Raw genomic sequence first — 18,058 nt, forward strand, 5'->3', positions numbered from 1 at the left:
CCATATTGAGGGTCTATGGAAAGAAGGAAAACGCCTGCATGAGATCGACGCCCACCGCCTACCTCCTCTGGCTCGGCTGCCTGATCGGCTTCTGCGGGCTGCACCGCTTCTACCTCGGCCGGCCTTGGACCGGGCTTTTGTGGCTGTTGACCTTCGGTCTTCTGGGCATCGGCCAGATTGTCGATCTCTTCCTGGTCCCGGGCATGGTCCGGCAAGGCGAGGTCGAGCACCGGCTGTCGTCGATCGAGCGGGAGCGGCGGGCAGGATAGGCTTGGTTCTGCCAAATTGACCGACAACCAGCGCTCAAACAAGAACGGCGGGACCCGAGGATCCCGCCGTTCTTGAATTCATCACCCTTCTCGGGCGGAGCGGAATTAGTGTTTAGACCATGCCGTTCTGGACCACGACGACCGGTGCGCCGTTCGGCACACGTTCGTAGAGGTCGATAATGTCATGGTTCATGAAGCGAACGCAGCCCGACGAGACAGCCGTGCCGATCGTCCAGTACTGTGGCGTCCCATGCAGGCGGTACAGCGTGTCCTTGCCGTTCTGGAAGAGGTAGAGCGCGCGCGCGCCGAGCGGGTTCATCAGGCCCGGGTCCATGCCGACATTGCGGTAGGGCTCGAGTTCCGGCTGGCGGTCGATCATCTCGTTCGGCGGGGTCCAGCGGGGCCACTTGCGTTTCCATTGCATCACGGCGCGGCCGCTCCAGGAGAAGCCGTCGCGGCCGACGCCGATCCCGTAGCGCATGGCGCGGCCGCCCGGCTCGGTGAAGTAGGCGTAGAAGTTGTTGGTGTCGATGACCACCGTGCCGGGGGCCTCGCCGGTTGGGTCGGCGACTTCCTGGCGGAAGAACCGCGGATCGACGCGCTGCGGATTGATGCCGGGAATGAGGTAGCCGCCGTCGTCGATTGGTCCGTACATGGCAAGTGAGCCGCCGTATTCCGGCTGGACCGCGCCATCATAGCTGCCGAGGATCCGGGCGCGCGGGCCGGTGGTGCAGCCGGCCGCCAAGGCCGTCGCGCCAAGCCCGAGGCCGAGCAGGAGATGGCGGCGCGAGATGCCGCGGTCGAGGAGCTTGTCGTTCATGGCCTGCCTGTCGTGGGAAGATTGTCCTCCCGGCCGGGAGAATCACAGGCAACCGACGTCGCCCGATTTTGCAGCCTGAACAAGGCAGTGAAGCTGAAGGTTGCGCTGTCCGAACGCTTTGCCGGGATTGTGGTCGAGAGGCAACACCTCTTGGTCAGGCCCGTGAGGCAAGGCCGGCAAGATCGGGAAGGACAAGTGCCGGCGGAAGGTCCTGATACTCGTCCGGCGCCTCGTTGCGGTTGATCCAGACCGTGCGGAAGCCAAAGCGGGTGGCGCCCGCAATGTCCCAGCGATTGGAAGACTGGAACGAGACGGCATCGGGATAGACCCGGTAGGCAGTGGTCACCAGTTCGTAGACCTCGGTGGCGGTCTTGTAGCGCCGGACATCTTCGGCCGAGAAGATGTCGTCGAGGAGATGGTCGATGCGGGCCGCCCGCGCCGCCCGCACCAGCATCTCGTGCGAGCCGTTCGACAGGATGGCGAGCCGCGTCCCGCGCTCCTTCAGCTTGCGCAGCGCCTCCGGCACTTCGGCAAACGCGTCGAGGTCGCGATAGGCTTCGAGAAGCCGCGCACGCAAGGCCGGATTGGCCGCCGGCAAGGTGGCGAGGGCATAGTCGAGCGCCTCTTCGGTCAGCGTCCAGAAGTCCCGGGCGCCGTCACCCATCAGCGTGCGGACCCAGGAATATTCCAGCTGCTTGCGGCGCCAGACTTCGGCGAGCTTATCGCTTGCCGCGCCGAGCTCGGCCGCATGGCGGGCGACGGCGGCGCCGGTGTCGAACAGTGTGCCGTAGGCGTCGAAGACGAAAATCGAATGCACAATGCTACTCCCGAACAGCATGCCCTGGCGATTGTCATAGGCCGATGCGCGCAGAGGGGAAGGCTTTGCCTGTCCGGCACGGCGTGGCATGACGGCACGGCGCCGGGTCGGACCGGCGATCCCTGCGCGGCTTTCTGGCCGCAGCCCGAAAGGAAGACCATGGCCTCGCCCCTCAGCCGCACCTTCACCTTTCTCGACGGCGAATGGCTGGAAGGCAATCCGTCGATCATCGGCCCGCGCAGCCACGCGATGTGGCTCGGCAGCTCGGTGTTCGACGGCGGCCGCTGGTTCGACGGGCTGGCGCCCGACCTCGATCTCCATGCTGACCGCGTCAACTATTCCGCGACCGCCTTAGGGCTGCAGCCGACGATGACGGGCGCGGAGATCGTCGGCCTCGTCGCCGAAGGGCTGCAGCGTTTCGACGGCAACACCGCGGTCTACATCCGCCCGATGTACTGGGCGGAGGAGGGCGGCTACATGGGCGTTCCGGCGGCGCCGGAATCGACCCGGTTCTGCCTCTGCCTCTACGAATCGCCGATGATCTCGCCAGAAGGCTTCTCTCTGACGGTCTCGCCCTTCCGCCGGCCGACGCCGGAGACGATGCCGACCGCCGCGAAGTCCGGCTGCCTCTATCCCAACAATGGTCGCGCGATCATGGAGGCGCGCGGTCGGGGTTTTGACAACGCGCTGCTGCGCGACATGATCGGCAATGTCGCGGAGACCGGCACCTCGAACGTCTTCATGGCGAAGGACGGCGTCCTCTTCACGCCGATCCCGAACGGCACGTTCCTGAACGGGATCACGCGCCAGCGCATCATCAGCCTGTTCGACGCGAATGGGGTCGGGGTGGTCCAGCGCAGCCTGACGGTGGAAGATTTCCTCAGTGCCGACGAGATCTTCTCGACCGGCAATCATTCCAAGGTCGTGCCGGTGACCCGGATCGAGGGCAGGGCCTTGCAGGCCGGGCCTTTCTACGAGCGCGCCCGGGAGCTGTACTGGCAATTCGCCCGCGCGACGGCGCCGCTCGCAGCCTGATGGCGCGACCGGAACTTCGCCGCTCCCGCGCGAATGCGCATGGCCTTCCGGCCGCAACACGCTAACTATGCCCACGTGATTGGCGCGGACGGTCCCTGACACGGGCCACGTTCGCCGTCTGACCCCTTAAGGAGACCATCATGGCTTTCACGCTTCCCGAGCTGCCGTACGACTACGAGGCCCTGCAGCCTTACATGTCGAAGGAGACCCTCGAGTACCATCACGACAAGCATCACAACGCCTATGTCGAAATGGGCAACAAGCTCGCCGCCGAAGCCGGCATGGCGGACGCTTCGGTCGAGGAAGTCGTGAAGGCCTCGTTCGGCAAGAACCAGCCGCTCTTCAACAATGCCGCCCAGCATTACAACCACATCCATTTCTGGAAGTGGATGAAGAAGGATGGCGGCGGCAAGAGCCTGCCGGGCAAGCTGCAGACCGCGATCGATAGCGACCTCGGCGGCTACGACAAGTTCAAGAACGACTTCATGGATGCCGGCAAGGGCCAGTTCGGCTCGGGCTGGGCCTGGCTCGCGGTCAAGGACGGCAAGCTGTCGATCATGAAGACCCCGAACGGCGAGAACCCGCTGGTGCACGGCGCCGAGCCGATCCTCGGCGTCGACGTCTGGGAGCATTCCTACTACATCGACTACCGCAACGCGCGGCCGAAGTACCTGGAAGCGTTCGTCGACAACCTCATCAACTGGGACTACGTGCTCGAGCGCTACGAGGCCACCGGCGCCTGATCACCTATTCCCTGAGCTAGTCTATGACCCCGTCGCGCAGTTTTGCGCGACGGGGTTTTCGTTTTGGTGTGCGGAGAAATCGTTAGTCACGCCGAGTTGAGAAAGATTCCAGATTGCGGATGACGGCGATCTCCCGTCCAATGGCGGGAAGCGCCGCCGGTGCGCGCGTGCAATGGAGAACGACGATGAAGATGAATTCTCTCGCCTTCGCCTGCCTCGGCATGCTGGCCGTCGCGCCGCTCGTGCTTCCGGCTTCGGCCCAGAACCTCGACGTCATCAAAGAGCGCCAAACCGCCATGAAGACCATCGGCAAGGCGGCCAAGGCCAGCGGGCAGATGCTGAAAGGCGAGAAGCCCTTCGACGCAGCGACCGCTGCCGCCGTGTTCACCGATATGCAGGCCTCGGCCGAGAAATTCGGCGGCCTGTTCCCGGAGGACAGCAAGACCGGCGGTGACACCGAGGCCGCGCCGGCGATCTGGCAGAAGCCGGAAGAGTTCAAGGCCAAGCTGACGAAGTTCCAGGGTGACATCGCCGCGGCCATCGCCGCCAAGCCAGCCGACCTCGACAGCTTCAAGGCGTCGTTCCAGACGGTGTCCGCCAACTGCAAGAGCTGCCACCAGGAGTTCCGCGTCGACAAGTAGGTCGGACGCGCCGCAGGAGACAAGGCTTCGTCGGCCGAGGCCGATCGGAGGGCGGAGCTGGCTTTGCCCCCGCTGGCAGGCAACGTCATTTGCTGGCGTTGTCGGTCGCAGGCGGATGGCGACGATCGGCTGGACGGGCGATGTGCCCGGTGGCCGGGCCAGTGACGGGGCAGGCAGGGGAGCGTCGACAGGGTGAAGCGTCTTCTTCTGGTCTCGGCCGGCATCCTCCTTCTGGCCGGCGCCGGCTTCTATGCTTTCACCACGCCGCAACGTCTGGAGGCGGCGTCGCTCGTCGACGAGGCAACGGGGGACGCGGGCAGGGGACAGGCCGTCTTCTGGGCCGGGGGCTGTACGTCGTGCCATGCAGCGCCGAAGGCAGAGGGCGAGGCCAAGCTGCAGCTGGGCGGAGGCGAACCGCTGGTCACGCCTTTCGGCACCTTTCACGCGCCGAACATCTCGCCCGACAAGGCCGACGGCCTCGGCGACTGGAGCTATGCCGATTTCGCCAATGCCATGCAGCGCGGCATCGCCCGCGACGGCAGCGCGCTTTATCCGGCCTTTCCCTACCCGTCCTATGTCCGCATGGCACCGCAGGATGTCGCCGACCTCTGGGCGTTCCTGAAGACCGTGCCGCCGGTCTCCGGCGCTGCGCCGTCGAACGAGCTGACCTTCCCGTTCAACATCCGGCGCGGCGTTGCGCTGTGGCAGCGCGTTTTCCTCGATCCCGCACCGGTGGTGACGCTGGCCTCGGATGCCCCGGCGGCGGTGAAGCGCGGGCAGTACCTCGTCGAGGGCCCCGGCCATTGCGGCGAGTGCCACACGCCGCGGCAGTTCGGCGGCGCGGGCGGGCTCGACACGGCGAACTGGCTCGGCGGAGCACCGAACCCGGCCGGCAAGGGCCGGGTGCCGAACATCACCCCCGGCGGCAGCACCAAGGACTGGTCTGAGGAGGATCTCGTCAGCTATTTCGAGACGGGCTTCACGCCGGACTACGATTCCGTTGGCGGGGCCATGGTCGAGGTTCAGGCGAACCTTGCCAAGCTACCAGCGGCGGACCGCGAAGCGATCGCTGCTTATCTGAAGGCGGTGCCGGCGATCGGAGGGTGAGGGCTGGGAAGATGGCGGCACGTGGCACGTTCGGCGCGGACGAGCGAGCCTCCATCATCGTCATTTAAGGTCCACAGCTCTTTCCAATATCGAGTAGAGAGCGCATCCCTTTCCGACGTCGAAGGAAGGGCACAGCTCTTGCCGATATCGAACGAAGGGCGCAGCCCCTTCCGACGATGACTGAAGAGCGCAGCCCTTTTAGTTCGTCATCCCGGCCATGAGCCGGGATCCATTCGAAATAGCCGAACAACACCACTCCGGTCGACCTTCCCTTCTGCACTGGACCGATTGACGAAGCGCAGAGGAATGGATCCTGGCTCAAGGCCGGGATGAAGATCGGAGAGGTGGGCCGGCGGGCATTTGGCCAGGTAGGCAGAAGCGGGCGACGGACCCTCAGCTCTTGCCCATCACCAGCAGCGAGAAGGCGTAGATGTAGGCGATCTCCTCCAGCCTCGCGAAGCGGCCGGAGGCGCCGCCATGGCCGGCGTCCATGTTGGTGCGCAGAAGGAGGAGGTGGTCGTCGGTCTTCAGCGCCCGCAGCTTCGCCACCCATTTCGCCGGCTCCCAATAGGTGACGCGCGGGTCGGTCAGGCCGGCCAGCACCAGCATCGGCGGATAGGCTTTCGCCGTGACATTGTCATAGGGGCTGTAGCCGGCGATGCGGTCGTAGTCGGCTTCAGAGGCCAGCGGGTTGCCCCATTCCGGCCATTCCGGCGGGGTCAGCGGCAGCGTGTCGTCGAGCATGGTCGAGAGCACGTCGACGAAGGGCACCACCGCCACCACGGCGCCGAACTTTTCCGGCGCGATGTTGGCGATCGCGCCCATCAGCATGCCGCCGGCCGAGCCGCCTTGCGCGACGATCCGGTCGTGCGACGTGAACTTCTCGGCGACCAGATGGTCGGCGACGGCGATGAAATCGGAGAAGGTGTTCTCCTTGTGCTCGCGCCGTCCGGCGGCATACCAGGCGAAACCCTTGTCCTTGCCACCGCGGATGTGGGCGGTGGCCCAGACGAAGCCGCGGTCGACGAGGCTCAGCGCATTGGTCGAGAACGAGGCGGGGATCGAGATGCCGTAGGCGCCGTAGCCGTAGAGCATCAGCGGCGCCGTGCCGTCGAGCGCCGTGTCCTTGCGGTAGAGCAGCGAGACCGGGACGCGCTCGCCGTCGGCGGCGGTGGCGAAGATGCGGCGTGTCACGTAGTCGCCGGCATCATGGCCGGACGGCACCTCCTGCGTTTTCAGAAGGGTGCGCTCGCGCGTCGCAACGTCGTAGTCGAAGGTCTGCGACGGCGTCGTCATGGAGGAATAGGTGAAGCGGATCACCGTTGTGTCGAACTCGTAGGTGCCGGACAGGCCGAGCGAATAGGCCTCCTCGTCGAAGGCGACCGCGTGTTCCTCGCCATCCGACAGGCGCTTGACGACGATCCGCGGCAGGCCGTCGCGGCGCTCCAGCCAGATCAAGTGCTCCTTCAGCACCATGTGGCTCAGGATCAGCCGGCCATCCTCGTGCGCGACATAGTCGGTCCACTCGGCGCGGCGGGAGGCGTCGACGGGGGCGGTGACGATCTTGAAGTCGCGCGCGCCGTCGGCATTGGTGAGGATGTAGAGGGTGCCGTTGGCCTCGTCGACATCGTATTCGACGCCGGTCTCCCGCTCGGCGAGAAGCCGTGGCTCGGCCGCCGGATTAAGCGCGGGGATCAGCCAGGCCTCGGAGGTCTCGTGGTCGTGGATGTGGATGACCACGTACTCGCCCGACTGGGTCTTGCCGACGCCCATGAAGAATCCAGTATCGGTCTCTTCGTAGATCAGCGCGTCGTCAGAGGGATCGTCGCCAAGCCTGTGGTAGTGGACCCGGCTCGGGCGATGGTTGCTGTCGAGGCGGGTGTAGTAGAAGCCGCGCGACTTCGCCGACCAGACGACGCCGCCGCTGGTATCCTCGATCCGCAGCGGCTGGTCCTCGCCGGTGGCGAGATCGCGGAGCGCGATGGCGTAGAATTCGGAGCCCTTGTCGTCGGCCGACCAGGCAAGCCATTTGTGGTCGCTCGAATGATCGACGCCGCCGAGCGAGAAGTAGCTGCGCTCCGCCGCTTCCTTCTCGGCATCGAAGATCACCGTCTCGTCGCCAAGGCTGCCGCCGCGCGGACGGCGGATGTAGCGCGGATATTCGGCGCCCTCGCGGTAGGCGACGCCGTATTCGAACGCGCCGTCGGGCGCGGGGACGGAACTGTCGTCCTCCTTGATCCGCCCGCGCATCTCGGCGATCAGCGCCTCGCGCAGCGCCGCAGTCGGTGCCATCGCCGCGTCCTGATAGGCGTTCTCGGCCTCGAGATAGGCGCGGATGGATGGGTCGAGCACCGAGGTGTCCTTGAACACATCCTGCCAGTTGCCGGCCCGCAGCCAGGCATAGTCGTCCTCGCGCGTGCGGCCGTGCTGTTCGAACCGCTCAGGCCGCTTGTCGGCCTTTGGCGCGGGCATTGCCGGAGGCGATACGGCGGAAGCCGGGGTGGCGGCGGTTTCGATCTTACGGAGCAAGGCGATAATCCTGACAAGGGGCCCGTATGTCAACGAACCGGGATGAAGCTCTGAGAGAAGAGGCCGTCGGCGAGGTTGCCCACAGAAAGGGCACCGGCGCCGAGTTCTGCCCGCGTAGTTAAGCGCGCCGGGCGAGCCTCGCAATGAGGTGAAGCGAACGGTCTATGGTGCGGGCAAGCTTGTCTGACCGGTCGCGATAAAATGCGGGTTGGCAAAGTCCGGCAGATCGGACCGGCCACGCTGGCCATAGCGCATTTCGCTGCCATCGATGTGCCTGACGCTCCCTCCGGCCGCGTTCAGCAGAGCGTGGCCGGCGGCAATGTCCCATTCCATGGTGCGGCCGAAACAAGGGTAGAGGTCCGCCGCTCCTTCGGCGATACGGCAGAACTTCAGCGACGAACCGACCGGGATGACCGCTTCCAGCGAGAGGCCTGCGAGGTAGCTGTTGGTCTCCTGCGTGCGGTGCGACCGGCTGGCAAGGGCCAGCAACCGGTCCGGTCCCCGCCGCGTGCCGATGATCTCGGGATCGGTCCAGTCGCCGTTGCGCAGGCGCCGCGACTTGAACGCGCCTCTGGCACTACCGACGTAGAGCTCGTCAAAGGCGGGCGCGAGAATGACACCGCAAACGGGGACGCCATCCTCCACCAGGCCAATGTTGACGGTAAAGTCGGGGAGGCCCGCTACGAATTCACGCGTGCCGTCGAGTGGATCGACCAGAAAGAAGCGGTAGCCGAGATCGGGGGGGAGATGTCCCTCCGCGATCTGTTCCTCCGCGACGATCGGGATGTCGGGAAATGCGCGGGTCAGCGCGTCGACGATCAGCCGCTCGGCCGCCCGGTCCCACTCCGTCACGGGCGAGGCATCGCGTTTTGTCTCATGATCGAGCTCCCCGCCAAATCCCGACAGGACGATTTCGGCAGCCGCCTTGGTGGCCGCCACCAGGATGGGCAGGTCGCTGTCTGGATCGAAATGACGAGGGGGCATGGAGTTCTCCGTGTCCCCGTTGGTCGCAAATCGGGCGGCAAAGGTAAAGTGACCGGCGGTCGTGCAACTTTTCCGCTGTCCTCGGGCAGTGCCGGAAAGGCTGTGCCGGCGCGCGGGCTTGCGCTAGACAGGCAGGATGCAGAAAGCCCTCCGATCCGTCCTGATCATCGCCGCCGGCCTTCTCGGCATGCTGGGCGTCGGCGGTGCCGCCGTTGCCGCGCATGGCGGCGACGATCGCTTCGTGGCCATCGCCGCCGCGATCGCCTTGGTGCACGCGCCGGTTCTCCTGGCGCTGGCGGCGCTGCCGCGCGATCTCCTCCGGTGGCGCGCGGCCTCCGGCCTCGTTCTGATCGTCGGGACACTGCTGTTCTCCGGCGACCTTGCCGCCCGTCGCTTTCTCGGCGACCGGCTGTTCGAGAATGCGGCACCGGCGGGCGGGATGATCCTGATCGGTGGATGGCTGCTGGTGGTGATCGGCGCGGTGCTGGCAGCGGCCGGACACAAAGGGCAGAGGCAGTCGGGGGAGCGTGACGATGCGAGGATTTGACCAGAGCCTGTTCGCCGGCCAGCGGGTGGTGATCACCGGGGCGGGACGCGGCATCGGCGCGGCGGTCGCGCGGGGCTTCCTCGCCTGCGGGGCGGAGGTCGTCGCGCATGTCGGCCGTACGGAGGAATATGTCGCGCGTGACCTGACGCCGGGTCTGACGGCCGAGGCGCTCGACCGGCTGCGCGTGCTGACGGCGGACCTTTCCGTCCCCGGCGGCGCCGAGGGACTGGCGAGCGCGGTGCTCTCGGAAGGCGGCCCCATCCATGTCCTCGTCAACAATGCCGGGACGATGGGCGGCCGGGTTCCCGCCGAAGAAACGCCTGCGGCCTATGATGCCATTCTCGATCTCAACATCCGCGCCACGGTCGCGCTGACGGCAGCGCTCATTCCCCGCCTCCGGGATGCCAAGGTGGCATCGATCGTCAACACGGTGTCGATTTCCGCGCGCACCGGCGGCAGCGCCGGCTCTTCGCTCTATTCCGGCGCGAAAGCCTTCGTGTCGACCTGGAGCCGTGCGCTGGCGCGGGAACTTGCGCCGGACGGCATCAGGGTAAACGCCGTCTCGCCGGGCACCATCATGACCGACTTCCACCGCCGCTATTCGTCGGAGGAGAAACTGCAGGCCACGGCAAAGGTGATCCCGCTGCAGCGCCTCGGCACGGCCGAGGATTGCGCGCCGGCCTATCTCTACCTCGCCTCCAGCCTTCTGTCCGGCTACGTCACGGGGCAGGTGATCGAAGTGAATGGCGGCCAGTTCATGGGCTGAGGCCGGCGGCATCGGCCGCCGGCGCAAGGTCTTGCATCTGAGGTTAAGCGCGGCGCCGGATCAGACGGCGGCAATGACGATCACTTCGACGAGGTAGTCCGGCGTTGCCAGCTTGGACTCGCCGGTGGCTCGCGCCGGCGGGTTGGCCGGGTCCACCCAGGCATCCCAGACGGCGTTCATCTTGCCGAAATCAGCGATGTCCGCGAGCCAGATGGTGGCGTTCAGGATCTTCGACTTGTCCGTGCCAGCGGCAGCGAGCAGCCGGTCGACTTCTGCAAGCGCGGTCTTGGTCTGCGCCGTGACGTCGTCGCCGGCGTTTCCGACCTGGCCGGCGAGGTAGACGGTGTCACCGTGGACGACAGCGCCGGACATGCGCGTGCCCGGCTCGATGCGGCGAATGGTCATTCGGATAATCCTTCTGGAAGGGGGACGCGCCTCCTTAACAGGGGAGCGCGTGACGGTGAAGCCGGAATGGGGCGCACCGGCCGAGCCGGTTCGGGCGCACGTCGACCGTTGCTCCCGCTGTCGTTCTGGTTGGCACGGCTGCCGCGCTTCAACCAAGGCGTAGCTTTACCTATGGTGTAAGTTGCGGATGGTGAACTATTTCAGCCGATAGGAGAGTCGTGTTCCGCCTCACCGAAAGCGTTCCATAGGTTGCTCTGCTGATTGTCAGGCTAATCGTTAATCAATCTACAAATCTTTACTCGTTTCATGCTGCTAATGTTAAAGAGAATGAATTGGTAGGTTGTTAATGAGCGATCGCTATAAGATTCCTGGTCATTTCGGGCGGTTCTGCTTTGTCCTCGAGATGAGCGCATCCGCCGTCCGCGGTTGTTAGTAACTCCGGCGGGTCGTCGGCGGACACCAACGACAACAGATCCCGGCTGATCCCGGTATCCGGGACAGCCTTGGTCCAACAGGAAAGATCCGAGACGATGACTGTTTCTCTCACGCGCCGGCATCTCCTGGCGATGGCCACCGGCGCGGCGCTTTGCGGCCTTGGCCCTCGCGCACAGGCTGCCGAACTCGGCAAGCCGACGGGAAAGCCGGTGCTGCGCATCGGCGGAAAGATCGGCCTGCACAACGTGGATGACGAGGCCGTCTTCGACGTCGCGATGCTGGACGCTCTGGGCACCCGCAGCTTCAAGACGAAGACGCCGTGGACCGATGGTGTCGTCACCTGGGAAGGCGTGCCGATGAGCGTTCTGATGAAGGCGGTCGAAGCCTCCGGCTCCACCATTCGCACGACGGCGTTGAACGACTACGTTGCGGACATGCCGATGGCCGGCCTTGCGGACGAGGGCTCGATCCTGGCCATTCGCCGCGATGGAGAATTGATGCCGGTCAGCAATAAGGGGCCGCTCTTCATCGTCTATCCTTTCGACGACGCCACCGAACTCCAGCGACAGAGCTTCTACATGCGCTGCGTTTGGCAGATCGCTCGGATGGACATTCTTTAGCCTGATCGTCCGGAACAAGGTGCGGCATGACCCGGATCGAAGACAGGTGGGAACTGCCGCTGCTGGTGGTAACGGCGGGGCTCGGTATCGTCGCGGCGGCGATGCTCCTGTCGAGCACCCGGTACATCCAGCGCATTGCCACCTCGTCCGAGAACAACGTCATCTACGAGGTCATGGCGACGTCGCCTGAACTGGCCCGTCTTCAGTCGACCGTCGCCGCGCGGTTCCTGCCGGGGTCGACGATCACCGACGACGATGTCGCGCTGCGGTTCTCGATCCTCGAGAACCGCATGCTGGTGCTGGCGACCGCTGAGTCCCGCAAGGTTCGCCAGGACAGCGAGGAGGCCAGCGACCTCATCCGGCGCTTGCGGTCAGCTGTCGCGGCCGCTGCGCCGAAGGTCGCACAGCTTCGCAGCGCGGAGGACGCGGTCGACGTCTTGGCGATCTTCGAGCCCTTGAACCGGCAAGCGACACGGCTGGCGGCGCTGACGACATCGTCGGCGGCAACCCGCATCGCCGACAACGAGCACAAGCTCGCCTACATCCTCTGGCTGTTGCTGGGGAACATTCTCGGCTTGCTCGCCTGTGGCATCACCGTGATCGCGCTGCTGCGGCGGGCGCGGCGGCGGGCCCACAAGAGTGCCGGCATCGACGTGCTGACGCGGTTGCCGAACCGACTGGCGTTCAACACCGTGCTGGCCGCCGAATTCCAGGCCGCAAAGCCACGCGAGACATTGGCCGTGCTGACGTTCGACCTCGATTTCTTCAAGGACGTGAACGATACGCAAGGCCATGCCGCCGGCGACCAGCTGCTGACGATGGTGGCTGCACGGCTGCGGCCGGTCCTGTCCGACGCCGTGCTGTTCGCGCGGCTGGGAGGAGACGAGTTCGCGGCGATTTATCGTTGCCCAGACGCGTTGGCGGCCGCGGAAGCGTCGGCACAGCGGATCGGAGAGGCCTTCGAGACCCCCTTCGCGGTGGCGCAGAAGATGCTGGTCACCGGTGGCAGCATCGGGATCGCGGTGGCCAGCCCGGACGACCGGGACCCCGACGAGTTGCTGCGGAATGCCGATCTTGCGCTTTACGCCACCAAGGGTGCACGGCGCGGGGGATACCATGTCTACGAGCCCGGGCTGAAAGCTGCCTATCTGGCGCGCCAGACGCTGATCAGCGATTTTGACGTCGCGCTGGCGGAAGGTCAGTTCGAGGTCTATTTCCAGCCGATCATCGTTCTGGACAACCGACGCACCAGCGGCTTCGAGGCTCTGCTACGCTGGAATCACCCCTCAAGAGGCTGGGTGCTGCCGGGCGAGTTCATCGAGATCGCCGAGGAGACCGGCTTCATTCTGCCGGTCGGACGGTGGATCATCGACCGGGCCTGCGCGGTGGCTTCCGGTTGGCCCGATGATGTCGGCGTCGCGGTCAATCTGTCGGCGCGGCAGTTCGTTGACCCCGATCTTCGATCCTGTGTGCTCGATGCCCTGACCCGTCATGCGCTGACGCCGGAACGGCTGACGCTGGAAATCACCGAGTCGGCGCTTTTGCAGAACGACCAGTCCGTGCTGGTCACGCTTAACGCACTGCGCGAGGTCGGCGTGCAGATCGCACTCGACGACTTTGGGACGGGCTATGCCTCGCTAAGCTATCTCACGCGCTTTCCCTTCGACGTCATCAAGATCGATCAGTCCTTCGTCCGCGGCGCTTCGCATCGATCGAACGAGGCCGTCATCATCCACGCCATCTGCGATCTCGCCAGCAAGCTCGGCATGGCGACGGTGGCGGAAGGCATCGAGACCGCCGAACAGCTCGCCATGGTTCGCGCCGCCGGGTGCAGCGAGGGGCAAGGCTACCTGTTCGACCGGCCCATGAACGCGGCCCAGGCTGCCGAACGCCTCGCGCGCGAGGCGCAGCCGTTGGCGCCGAGATTGCTGAAGTGCCTTCCCGTCTGAATAAGGCCAGTTTTTTGATAAGGTATCTGCTCCGCCATGGAGACTCGGGCGCTGGATCGGCGCTCGAAACCGCTGTAGACCGACGCGCTCTTGCATGAAGGTTCCGGATGCAGTCGTCGTCTCTTTTCCCCCTCAGGCAAACCACGCACTTGCGGTTCGTCGCCACTAGAACTTCGCGATGACGCGCGTCGTCATCGCCGGTGCCGGTCAGGCGGGATTCCAGGCGGCACATAGCCTGCGGCTGGCGGGCTTTGACGGCGAGATCATGCTTGTCGGTGACGAGGGCCGGTTGCCCTATCAACGCCCCCCGCTGTCGAAAGCCTATCTAAAAGACGACTTCGGCTTCGATCGCCTGCCCTTGCGTCCCGAAAACTTCTACGAGCAGAACCGCATTGAACTCCGCCTGTCCGATGGGCTGCGGCAGATCCACCGGGAGGCTGGCCGGGTCCAACTCGCCTCCGGCACGACCGTCGCCTTCGACCACCTCATCCTCGCTTTGGGCGCCCGTAACCGGGTGCTTGCCTTGCCGGGAGCGGGGCTTCCCGGCGTTCACCTGCTGCGCAGCGCAGCCGAGGCGGAACAACTGCGCCTCGCTCTCGGGACGGCTGAGCGTCTTGCGGTGATCGGTGGCGGATTCATCGGCCTCGAGGTCGCCGCTTCGGCGCGGTTGAAAGGCCTTGCCGTCACCGTCTACGAGGCGACGGACCGGCTGATGGGTCGCGTCGTGTCGCCGGCGATCTCCGACTTCTTTCTGGAAGCGCACCGCGCCATGGGGACGACGGTGGTGCTGGGTGCTGCGATCATCGGCATTGCTGGCGAGACGGCGGTGCGCGGGGTCGAGACGGACCGAGGGTTCGACCCAGCGGACCTGGTGCTGATGGCCGCCGGCGTCGTGCCGAATGACGAGGTCGCGGCCCATGCCGGCCTCGAGACGGCGGGCGGAATCACCGTCGACCGGTTCATGACCACCAGCGATTCGCGGATCTTCGCGATCGGGGACTGTGCGGTCTTTCACAGCCGGCATGCGGCGGGATGGGTTCGGCTGGAATCGGTCCAGAACGCGGTCGATCAGGCGAAATGCGTTGCGGCACGCATCATCGGGGGCGACACGGCCTACGACAGCGTGCCGTGGTTCTGGAGCGATCAGGGGAGCTACAAGCTACAGATCGCCGGCATTACCGCGTCAGCCGATCATGTCCATGTCGCCGGTTCATTCACCGAGGGCCGCCTCATCACCTACTGCTTCCGCGGCGACCGTCTCCTCGGGATCGAGACGGTCAATCGTCCCGGCGACCACATGGCAGGCCGCAAATTTCTGTCAGGTGATTTCACGCTGGCAAAAGCCGAAATCGCGAGCGCTGACTTCGATCTCAAGAGCCATCTCGGAAGGCTTTCAGCTGCGATAGCCTAAAATGCGCACCAACGTTTGAAGCGTTAAGAACGGCATTCAATGCCTGGCAGCAAGTGCCGAATGATCAGAGGGAGCTGGCTGCAGCCAGCAGGTCGAATGACATAGAAACTGCAAGTAGCACCCCCTCTAAACGAGAAAAGGAAGTGCGCCTTGCATGTTTGAATTGTCTTCGATCGTCCTAAACGCGGACCCAGACCTGCGTCTTGCAAAGAATTTTGAGAGCGCAGCCCGTCAGGTTTAGCTTGTCGCCCTGCACGTCGGCGCTGCCGCTATAGGTATTGTTGTCGCGCGGGTCGGTGACGGTGCCCTCGTACTTTGCGCCGGAGCCGTTCATCGTCCCGGCATCCTTGCCTTTGTGCTGGCCGGAAATGACCGTCGCGCAGAAGCCGCTCGAGCAGGGGGCAATATTCACGATGCCGCCGCCGGGCGCCTTCCACTTGCCGACGATAGGCTCTGCCGCGAAGGCAGCAGTCGAGGACAGGACCAGCGTCGCGGCGATGAGGGACTTCAGCATGGATATCTCACGTCAATGTTTCGTTCCAGCAATACGCACGTGGCGCGTCTGACGTTCCGATTCCAGTCCATGCCAATGGCGCACCCGCCCGCAAACTCAGGCTTTGCAGGGGCGCGAGATCGTCACTTCCGAGTGATCCTGCGCAGCCGCCCCGAGGGCCCACGCTTAAGAAGACCAGTTCAGAACGCAGGCTAAACTCAGTCGGGCGCGTTCCCCATTAAAGAGGGCGACGACGCGTTCAGGGCGTAGGCGATTTTGCGGGAGCGGGGGCGACGTAGGGATCGGCGAGCGCTGCATCCGGCCGGCTGATCTGGACAGAGGTGCCCGAGGTCTGCTTGGCAAGGCCGTCGGCGCCGAGTTGCGCCAGCATGTCGCGGAACCGCGGATGCATCCCGCCATCGGCATAGGCGGAGGCGCTGCCGGCCTTTCCGGACTCCAGCAATGCCTGCAACTGCACGCTGTCGCGGGCCCTCTGGGCGGCCACACGCTGGTCGATCCGGCTCTTCATCGGCGGACAGGCGGCCGCCGGGTTGATCACCGTGCCGGGAACGGCGGGCTCGGCATCGAAAACATAGCGACCGCCGCAGGCGTCGACCTTCGGTTCGCGTCGGGTCGCCTCGAAAACATCGTAGCCGAGCTTCAAGTTCTTCCAGAACGCCATGTTCGGATCGAAGCGGTGCTTCGCCATTTCGGTGGGCGTCATGCGGAACGGAAAGGCCTGGACCTGGAAATCGGTCTGGCCCGAGGCAAGCGCAGCCTCGACCATGGCGTAGACCTCGCCGACGCCCTCGTCGGTCATCGCAAAGCATCCGGCCGACGAGCAAGCGCCGTGCACCATCAGTGCGTCACCGGTGTAGCCGAGCGACGCCTCAAGCGGGTTGGGATAGCCGAGATTGAAAGAGCGGTAGTATTTCGAGTTCGGGTTCAGATTGGCCCTGGTGACGCGGTAGAAGCCTTCGGGCGCCTGCCGGTCGCCGATCTTGGTCTTCGGGCCGAGCTTGCCGGACCAGCGGCAAAGCGGAAAGCTCTTGGCCAGCGCATAGCGTCCGTCCGCGCCGAGCTTCCAGACCTCAAGCTCGCTTTCCTCCTTGAAGATTCGCACGAGCACCGAGCCTTGCGGCCGCTGCTGCAGGGCGGCGATCTCGGCAATGCCCTTGTAGGCGTCTTCCGTCACGGAGACGCAGCCCGTCAAAGCGAGGGCCGCCGATATCGCGAGGATGCGCAAGCCAGATAGCATCGTTTCTCCAGAGCCCATGGGGCCAGCATCGGCAGGTTGCGTGCGACCACGATGCCGATCGCACGCAAAGCCGGCGATTTGACGGTCGCCGGCAGGATAGGCCGTCATGGTAAACGGCGTCTTTACAACCGCTTCACCCCCGGCGGCGTCAGAGGGGGAGGGGATAGCGGCGGTAGACGGCCGCGATCTCTTCCATCACGTCGGCGCCGAGCACGAGATCGGCCGCGCCGATGTCGGTGGCGAGCTGGTCCATCGTCGTCGCGCCGATGATGACCGAGGCCATGAAGGGCCGGGTCAGGCAGAAGGCCAAAGCCATCTGGCTGGGGTCGAGCCCATGCCGGCGGGCGATCGCGGTGTATTCGTCGGCCACCGACAGCGCCGAGGGCGTGAACCGGCCGCCGAGATCGGTGTTGATGGTCGCGCGCGACCCCTCGGGCTTGGCGCCCTCGGCATATTTGCCGGTGAGAAGGCCAGCGGCGAGCGGCGAATAGGCGAGCAGCCCGACATCCTCGTTCAGCGAGAGCTCCGCCAGATCGAGGTCGTAGATGCGGTGCATCAGGCTGTACTCGTTCTGCAGCGAGGCCATGCGCGGCAGGCCTTGGGCCCGCGACAGCTCGAGGAATTGCGCCGTGCCCCAGGCGGTCTCGTTGGACAGTCCGACGTGGCGGATCTTGCCGGCGGCGATCAGCTCCGCGAGCGTCTCGAGGACGGCCTGCATGTTGTCGCGGATGGCGACGGGATCCTGTCCCGACGGATCATAGGTCCAGGACTTGCGGAAATGGTAGGAGCCGCGGTTCGGCCAGTGCAGCTGGTAGAGGTCGATGACGTCGGTCTGCAGGCGGGCGAGGCTGCCGTCGACGGCGATCTTCAGGCTCTCCGGCGAGATCGGCCCGCCATCGCGAACCTTGTCATTGCCGGCGCCGATGATCTTGGTCGCGACGATGATGTCCTGCCGTTTGCCGGAGGCCTTCAGCCAGCTGCCGACGATCTCCTCGGTCCGACCGACGGTCTCTTTCGCCAGCGGCGTCGTCGGGTACATTTCGGCGGTGTCGAAGAAATTGACGCCGTGCGCGACGGCATAGTCCATCTGAGCATGGCCCTCGGCCTCGCTGTTCTGGCTGCCCCAGGTCATGGTGCCGAGGCAGATCTCGCTGACGTCCAGGCCGGTACGGCCGAGCGGGCGGGTTTTCATGGGCTTTGTCCGATGATGGGAAGGGAGGATTTGGGAG

At 65.2% G+C, this 18,058-nt stretch carries 18 protein-coding genes; 10 read left to right on the plus strand and 8 right to left on the minus strand.

Translation table 11 applies throughout. The annotated features are described in order from the left end of the window. The first annotated feature begins 38 nt into the window (after positions 1-38). A complete protein-coding gene (locus ACZLZQ_RS10210; RefSeq protein WP_472949290.1) occupies positions 39-269 on the plus strand; it encodes an NINE protein in 231 nt (76 codons plus the stop codon). A gap of 112 nt (positions 270-381) precedes the next feature. Here the strand turns inward: ACZLZQ_RS10210 and ACZLZQ_RS10215 are convergent, their stop codons facing one another. Together ACZLZQ_RS10215 and ACZLZQ_RS10220 are read right to left on the minus strand one after the other, a co-directional pair. Next, positions 382-1,089, minus strand: a complete 708-nt coding sequence (locus ACZLZQ_RS10215; protein WP_472936146.1) for a L,D-transpeptidase — start codon at positions 1,087-1,089, stop codon at positions 382-384. 154 nt (positions 1,090-1,243) lie between these two features. Continuing rightward, a complete protein-coding gene (locus ACZLZQ_RS10220) occupies positions 1,244-1,909 on the minus strand; it encodes a haloacid dehalogenase type II (protein ID WP_472949900.1) in 666 nt (221 codons plus the stop codon). Positions 1,910-2,065: 156 nt separating this feature from the next. On the opposite strand from ACZLZQ_RS10220, the gene ACZLZQ_RS10225 reads away from it, so the two are divergent. The 4 genes from ACZLZQ_RS10225 to ACZLZQ_RS10240 all read left to right on the plus strand — a co-directional run bounded on the left by ACZLZQ_RS10225 (position 2,066) and on the right by ACZLZQ_RS10240 (position 5,432). Continuing rightward, positions 2,066-2,941 (plus strand): branched-chain amino acid aminotransferase, encoded by an 876-nt coding sequence (locus tag ACZLZQ_RS10225; protein ID WP_472949291.1) that lies wholly within the window; start codon positions 2,066-2,068, stop codon positions 2,939-2,941. A gap of 140 nt (positions 2,942-3,081) precedes the next feature. Continuing rightward, positions 3,082-3,684: a superoxide dismutase gene (locus tag ACZLZQ_RS10230; protein WP_472936144.1), complete on the plus strand. Its 603-nt coding sequence runs from the start codon at positions 3,082-3,084 to the stop codon at positions 3,682-3,684. A gap of 185 nt (positions 3,685-3,869) precedes the next feature. After that, positions 3,870-4,325, plus strand: coding sequence for a c-type cytochrome (locus tag ACZLZQ_RS10235; protein WP_472949292.1), 456 nt, complete (start codon positions 3,870-3,872; stop codon positions 4,323-4,325). 192 nt (positions 4,326-4,517) lie between these two features. After that, the gene (locus ACZLZQ_RS10240) at positions 4,518-5,432 is read left to right on the plus strand and encodes a cytochrome c (protein ID WP_472949293.1); all 915 of its coding nucleotides are present in this window, start codon (positions 4,518-4,520) and stop codon (positions 5,430-5,432) included. 393 nt (positions 5,433-5,825) lie between these two features. Here the strand turns inward: ACZLZQ_RS10240 and ACZLZQ_RS10245 are convergent, their stop codons facing one another. Continuing rightward, on the minus strand, positions 5,826-7,904 hold the full coding sequence (locus ACZLZQ_RS10245; protein WP_472949901.1) for a S9 family peptidase: 2,079 nt from the start codon (positions 7,902-7,904) through the stop codon (positions 5,826-5,828). Between the two features lie 219 nt (positions 7,905-8,123). Continuing rightward, positions 8,124-8,945 carry a 3'(2'),5'-bisphosphate nucleotidase CysQ gene (gene cysQ / locus ACZLZQ_RS10250; protein WP_472949295.1) on the minus strand — a complete coding sequence of 274 codons (822 nt, stop codon included), beginning with the start codon at positions 8,943-8,945 and terminating at the stop codon, positions 8,124-8,126. 136 nt (positions 8,946-9,081) lie between these two features. Between cysQ and ACZLZQ_RS10255 the strand changes: the two genes are divergently transcribed. Then, on the plus strand, positions 9,082-9,492 hold the full coding sequence (locus ACZLZQ_RS10255) for a DUF423 domain-containing protein (RefSeq protein ID WP_472949296.1): 411 nt from the start codon (positions 9,082-9,084) through the stop codon (positions 9,490-9,492). After that, positions 9,479-10,258: an SDR family NAD(P)-dependent oxidoreductase gene (locus tag ACZLZQ_RS10260; protein WP_472949297.1), complete on the plus strand. Its 780-nt coding sequence runs from the start codon at positions 9,479-9,481 to the stop codon at positions 10,256-10,258. The genes ACZLZQ_RS10255 and ACZLZQ_RS10260 overlap by 14 nt, the downstream gene beginning before the upstream one ends. A 60-nt stretch (positions 10,259-10,318) precedes the next feature. On the opposite strand, the gene ACZLZQ_RS10265 is transcribed toward ACZLZQ_RS10260, so the two are convergent. After that, entirely contained in the window at positions 10,319-10,663 is a 345-nt protein-coding gene (locus tag ACZLZQ_RS10265) for a RidA family protein (RefSeq protein ID WP_472936138.1), read from the minus strand. Positions 10,664-11,193: 530 nt separating this feature from the next. On the opposite strand from ACZLZQ_RS10265, the gene ACZLZQ_RS10270 reads away from it, so the two are divergent. From ACZLZQ_RS10270 to ACZLZQ_RS10280, 3 genes are all read left to right on the plus strand, one after another. Next, positions 11,194-11,718, plus strand: coding sequence for a putative pterin-binding protein (locus tag ACZLZQ_RS10270; protein ID WP_472936137.1), 525 nt, complete (start codon positions 11,194-11,196; stop codon positions 11,716-11,718). A gap of 26 nt (positions 11,719-11,744) precedes the next feature. Beyond that, positions 11,745-13,667, plus strand: a complete 1,923-nt coding sequence (locus ACZLZQ_RS10275) for a putative bifunctional diguanylate cyclase/phosphodiesterase (protein WP_472949298.1) — start codon at positions 11,745-11,747, stop codon at positions 13,665-13,667. A gap of 178 nt (positions 13,668-13,845) precedes the next feature. Then, positions 13,846-15,078, plus strand: a complete 1,233-nt coding sequence (locus ACZLZQ_RS10280) for an NAD(P)/FAD-dependent oxidoreductase (protein ID WP_472949299.1) — start codon at positions 13,846-13,848, stop codon at positions 15,076-15,078. A gap of 178 nt (positions 15,079-15,256) precedes the next feature. Here the strand turns inward: ACZLZQ_RS10280 and ACZLZQ_RS10285 are convergent, their stop codons facing one another. The 3 genes from ACZLZQ_RS10285 to ACZLZQ_RS10295 form a co-directional block, all read right to left on the minus strand. Continuing rightward, positions 15,257-15,592 (minus strand): DUF2147 domain-containing protein, encoded by a 336-nt coding sequence (locus tag ACZLZQ_RS10285; RefSeq protein WP_472949300.1) that lies wholly within the window; start codon positions 15,590-15,592, stop codon positions 15,257-15,259. 238 nt (positions 15,593-15,830) lie between these two features. Beyond that, the gene (locus tag ACZLZQ_RS10290) at positions 15,831-16,829 is read right to left on the minus strand and encodes a L,D-transpeptidase family protein (protein ID WP_472949301.1); all 999 of its coding nucleotides are present in this window, start codon (positions 16,827-16,829) and stop codon (positions 15,831-15,833) included. Positions 16,830-16,977: 148 nt separating this feature from the next. Continuing rightward, entirely contained in the window at positions 16,978-18,021 is a 1,044-nt protein-coding gene (locus ACZLZQ_RS10295) for an aldo/keto reductase (RefSeq protein WP_472949302.1), read from the minus strand. Positions 18,022-18,058: the final 37 nt, after the last annotated feature.

This window comes from Mesocryomonas lacus (assembly GCF_055730105.2).

Coding starts and splice junctions, on each gene's coding strand:
- ACZLZQ_RS10210 (WP_472949290.1), top strand. CDS start 39: ATGAGATCGACGCCCACCGCCTACCTCCTCTGGCTCGGCTGCCTGATC.
- ACZLZQ_RS10215 (WP_472936146.1), bottom strand. CDS start 1,089: ATGAACGACAAGCTCCTCGACCGCGGCATCTCGCGCCGCCATCTCCTG.
- ACZLZQ_RS10225 (WP_472949291.1), top strand. CDS start 2,066: ATGGCCTCGCCCCTCAGCCGCACCTTCACCTTTCTCGACGGCGAATGG.
- ACZLZQ_RS10230 (WP_472936144.1), top strand. CDS start 3,082: ATGGCTTTCACGCTTCCCGAGCTGCCGTACGACTACGAGGCCCTGCAG.
- ACZLZQ_RS10235 (WP_472949292.1), top strand. CDS start 3,870: ATGAAGATGAATTCTCTCGCCTTCGCCTGCCTCGGCATGCTGGCCGTC.
- ACZLZQ_RS10245 (WP_472949901.1), bottom strand. CDS start 7,904: ATGCCCGCGCCAAAGGCCGACAAGCGGCCTGAGCGGTTCGAACAGCAC.
- cysQ (WP_472949295.1), bottom strand. CDS start 8,945: ATGCCCCCTCGTCATTTCGATCCAGACAGCGACCTGCCCATCCTGGTG.
- ACZLZQ_RS10255 (WP_472949296.1), top strand. CDS start 9,082: ATGCAGAAAGCCCTCCGATCCGTCCTGATCATCGCCGCCGGCCTTCTC.
- ACZLZQ_RS10260 (WP_472949297.1), top strand. CDS start 9,479: ATGCGAGGATTTGACCAGAGCCTGTTCGCCGGCCAGCGGGTGGTGATC.
- ACZLZQ_RS10265 (WP_472936138.1), bottom strand. CDS start 10,663: ATGACCATTCGCCGCATCGAGCCGGGCACGCGCATGTCCGGCGCTGTC.
- ACZLZQ_RS10270 (WP_472936137.1), top strand. CDS start 11,194: ATGACTGTTTCTCTCACGCGCCGGCATCTCCTGGCGATGGCCACCGGC.
- ACZLZQ_RS10275 (WP_472949298.1), top strand. CDS start 11,745: ATGACCCGGATCGAAGACAGGTGGGAACTGCCGCTGCTGGTGGTAACG.
- ACZLZQ_RS10280 (WP_472949299.1), top strand. CDS start 13,846: ATGACGCGCGTCGTCATCGCCGGTGCCGGTCAGGCGGGATTCCAGGCG.
- ACZLZQ_RS10285 (WP_472949300.1), bottom strand. CDS start 15,592: ATGCTGAAGTCCCTCATCGCCGCGACGCTGGTCCTGTCCTCGACTGCT.
- ACZLZQ_RS10290 (WP_472949301.1), bottom strand. CDS start 16,829: ATGCTATCTGGCTTGCGCATCCTCGCGATATCGGCGGCCCTCGCTTTG.
- ACZLZQ_RS10295 (WP_472949302.1), bottom strand. CDS start 18,021: ATGAAAACCCGCCCGCTCGGCCGTACCGGCCTGGACGTCAGCGAGATC.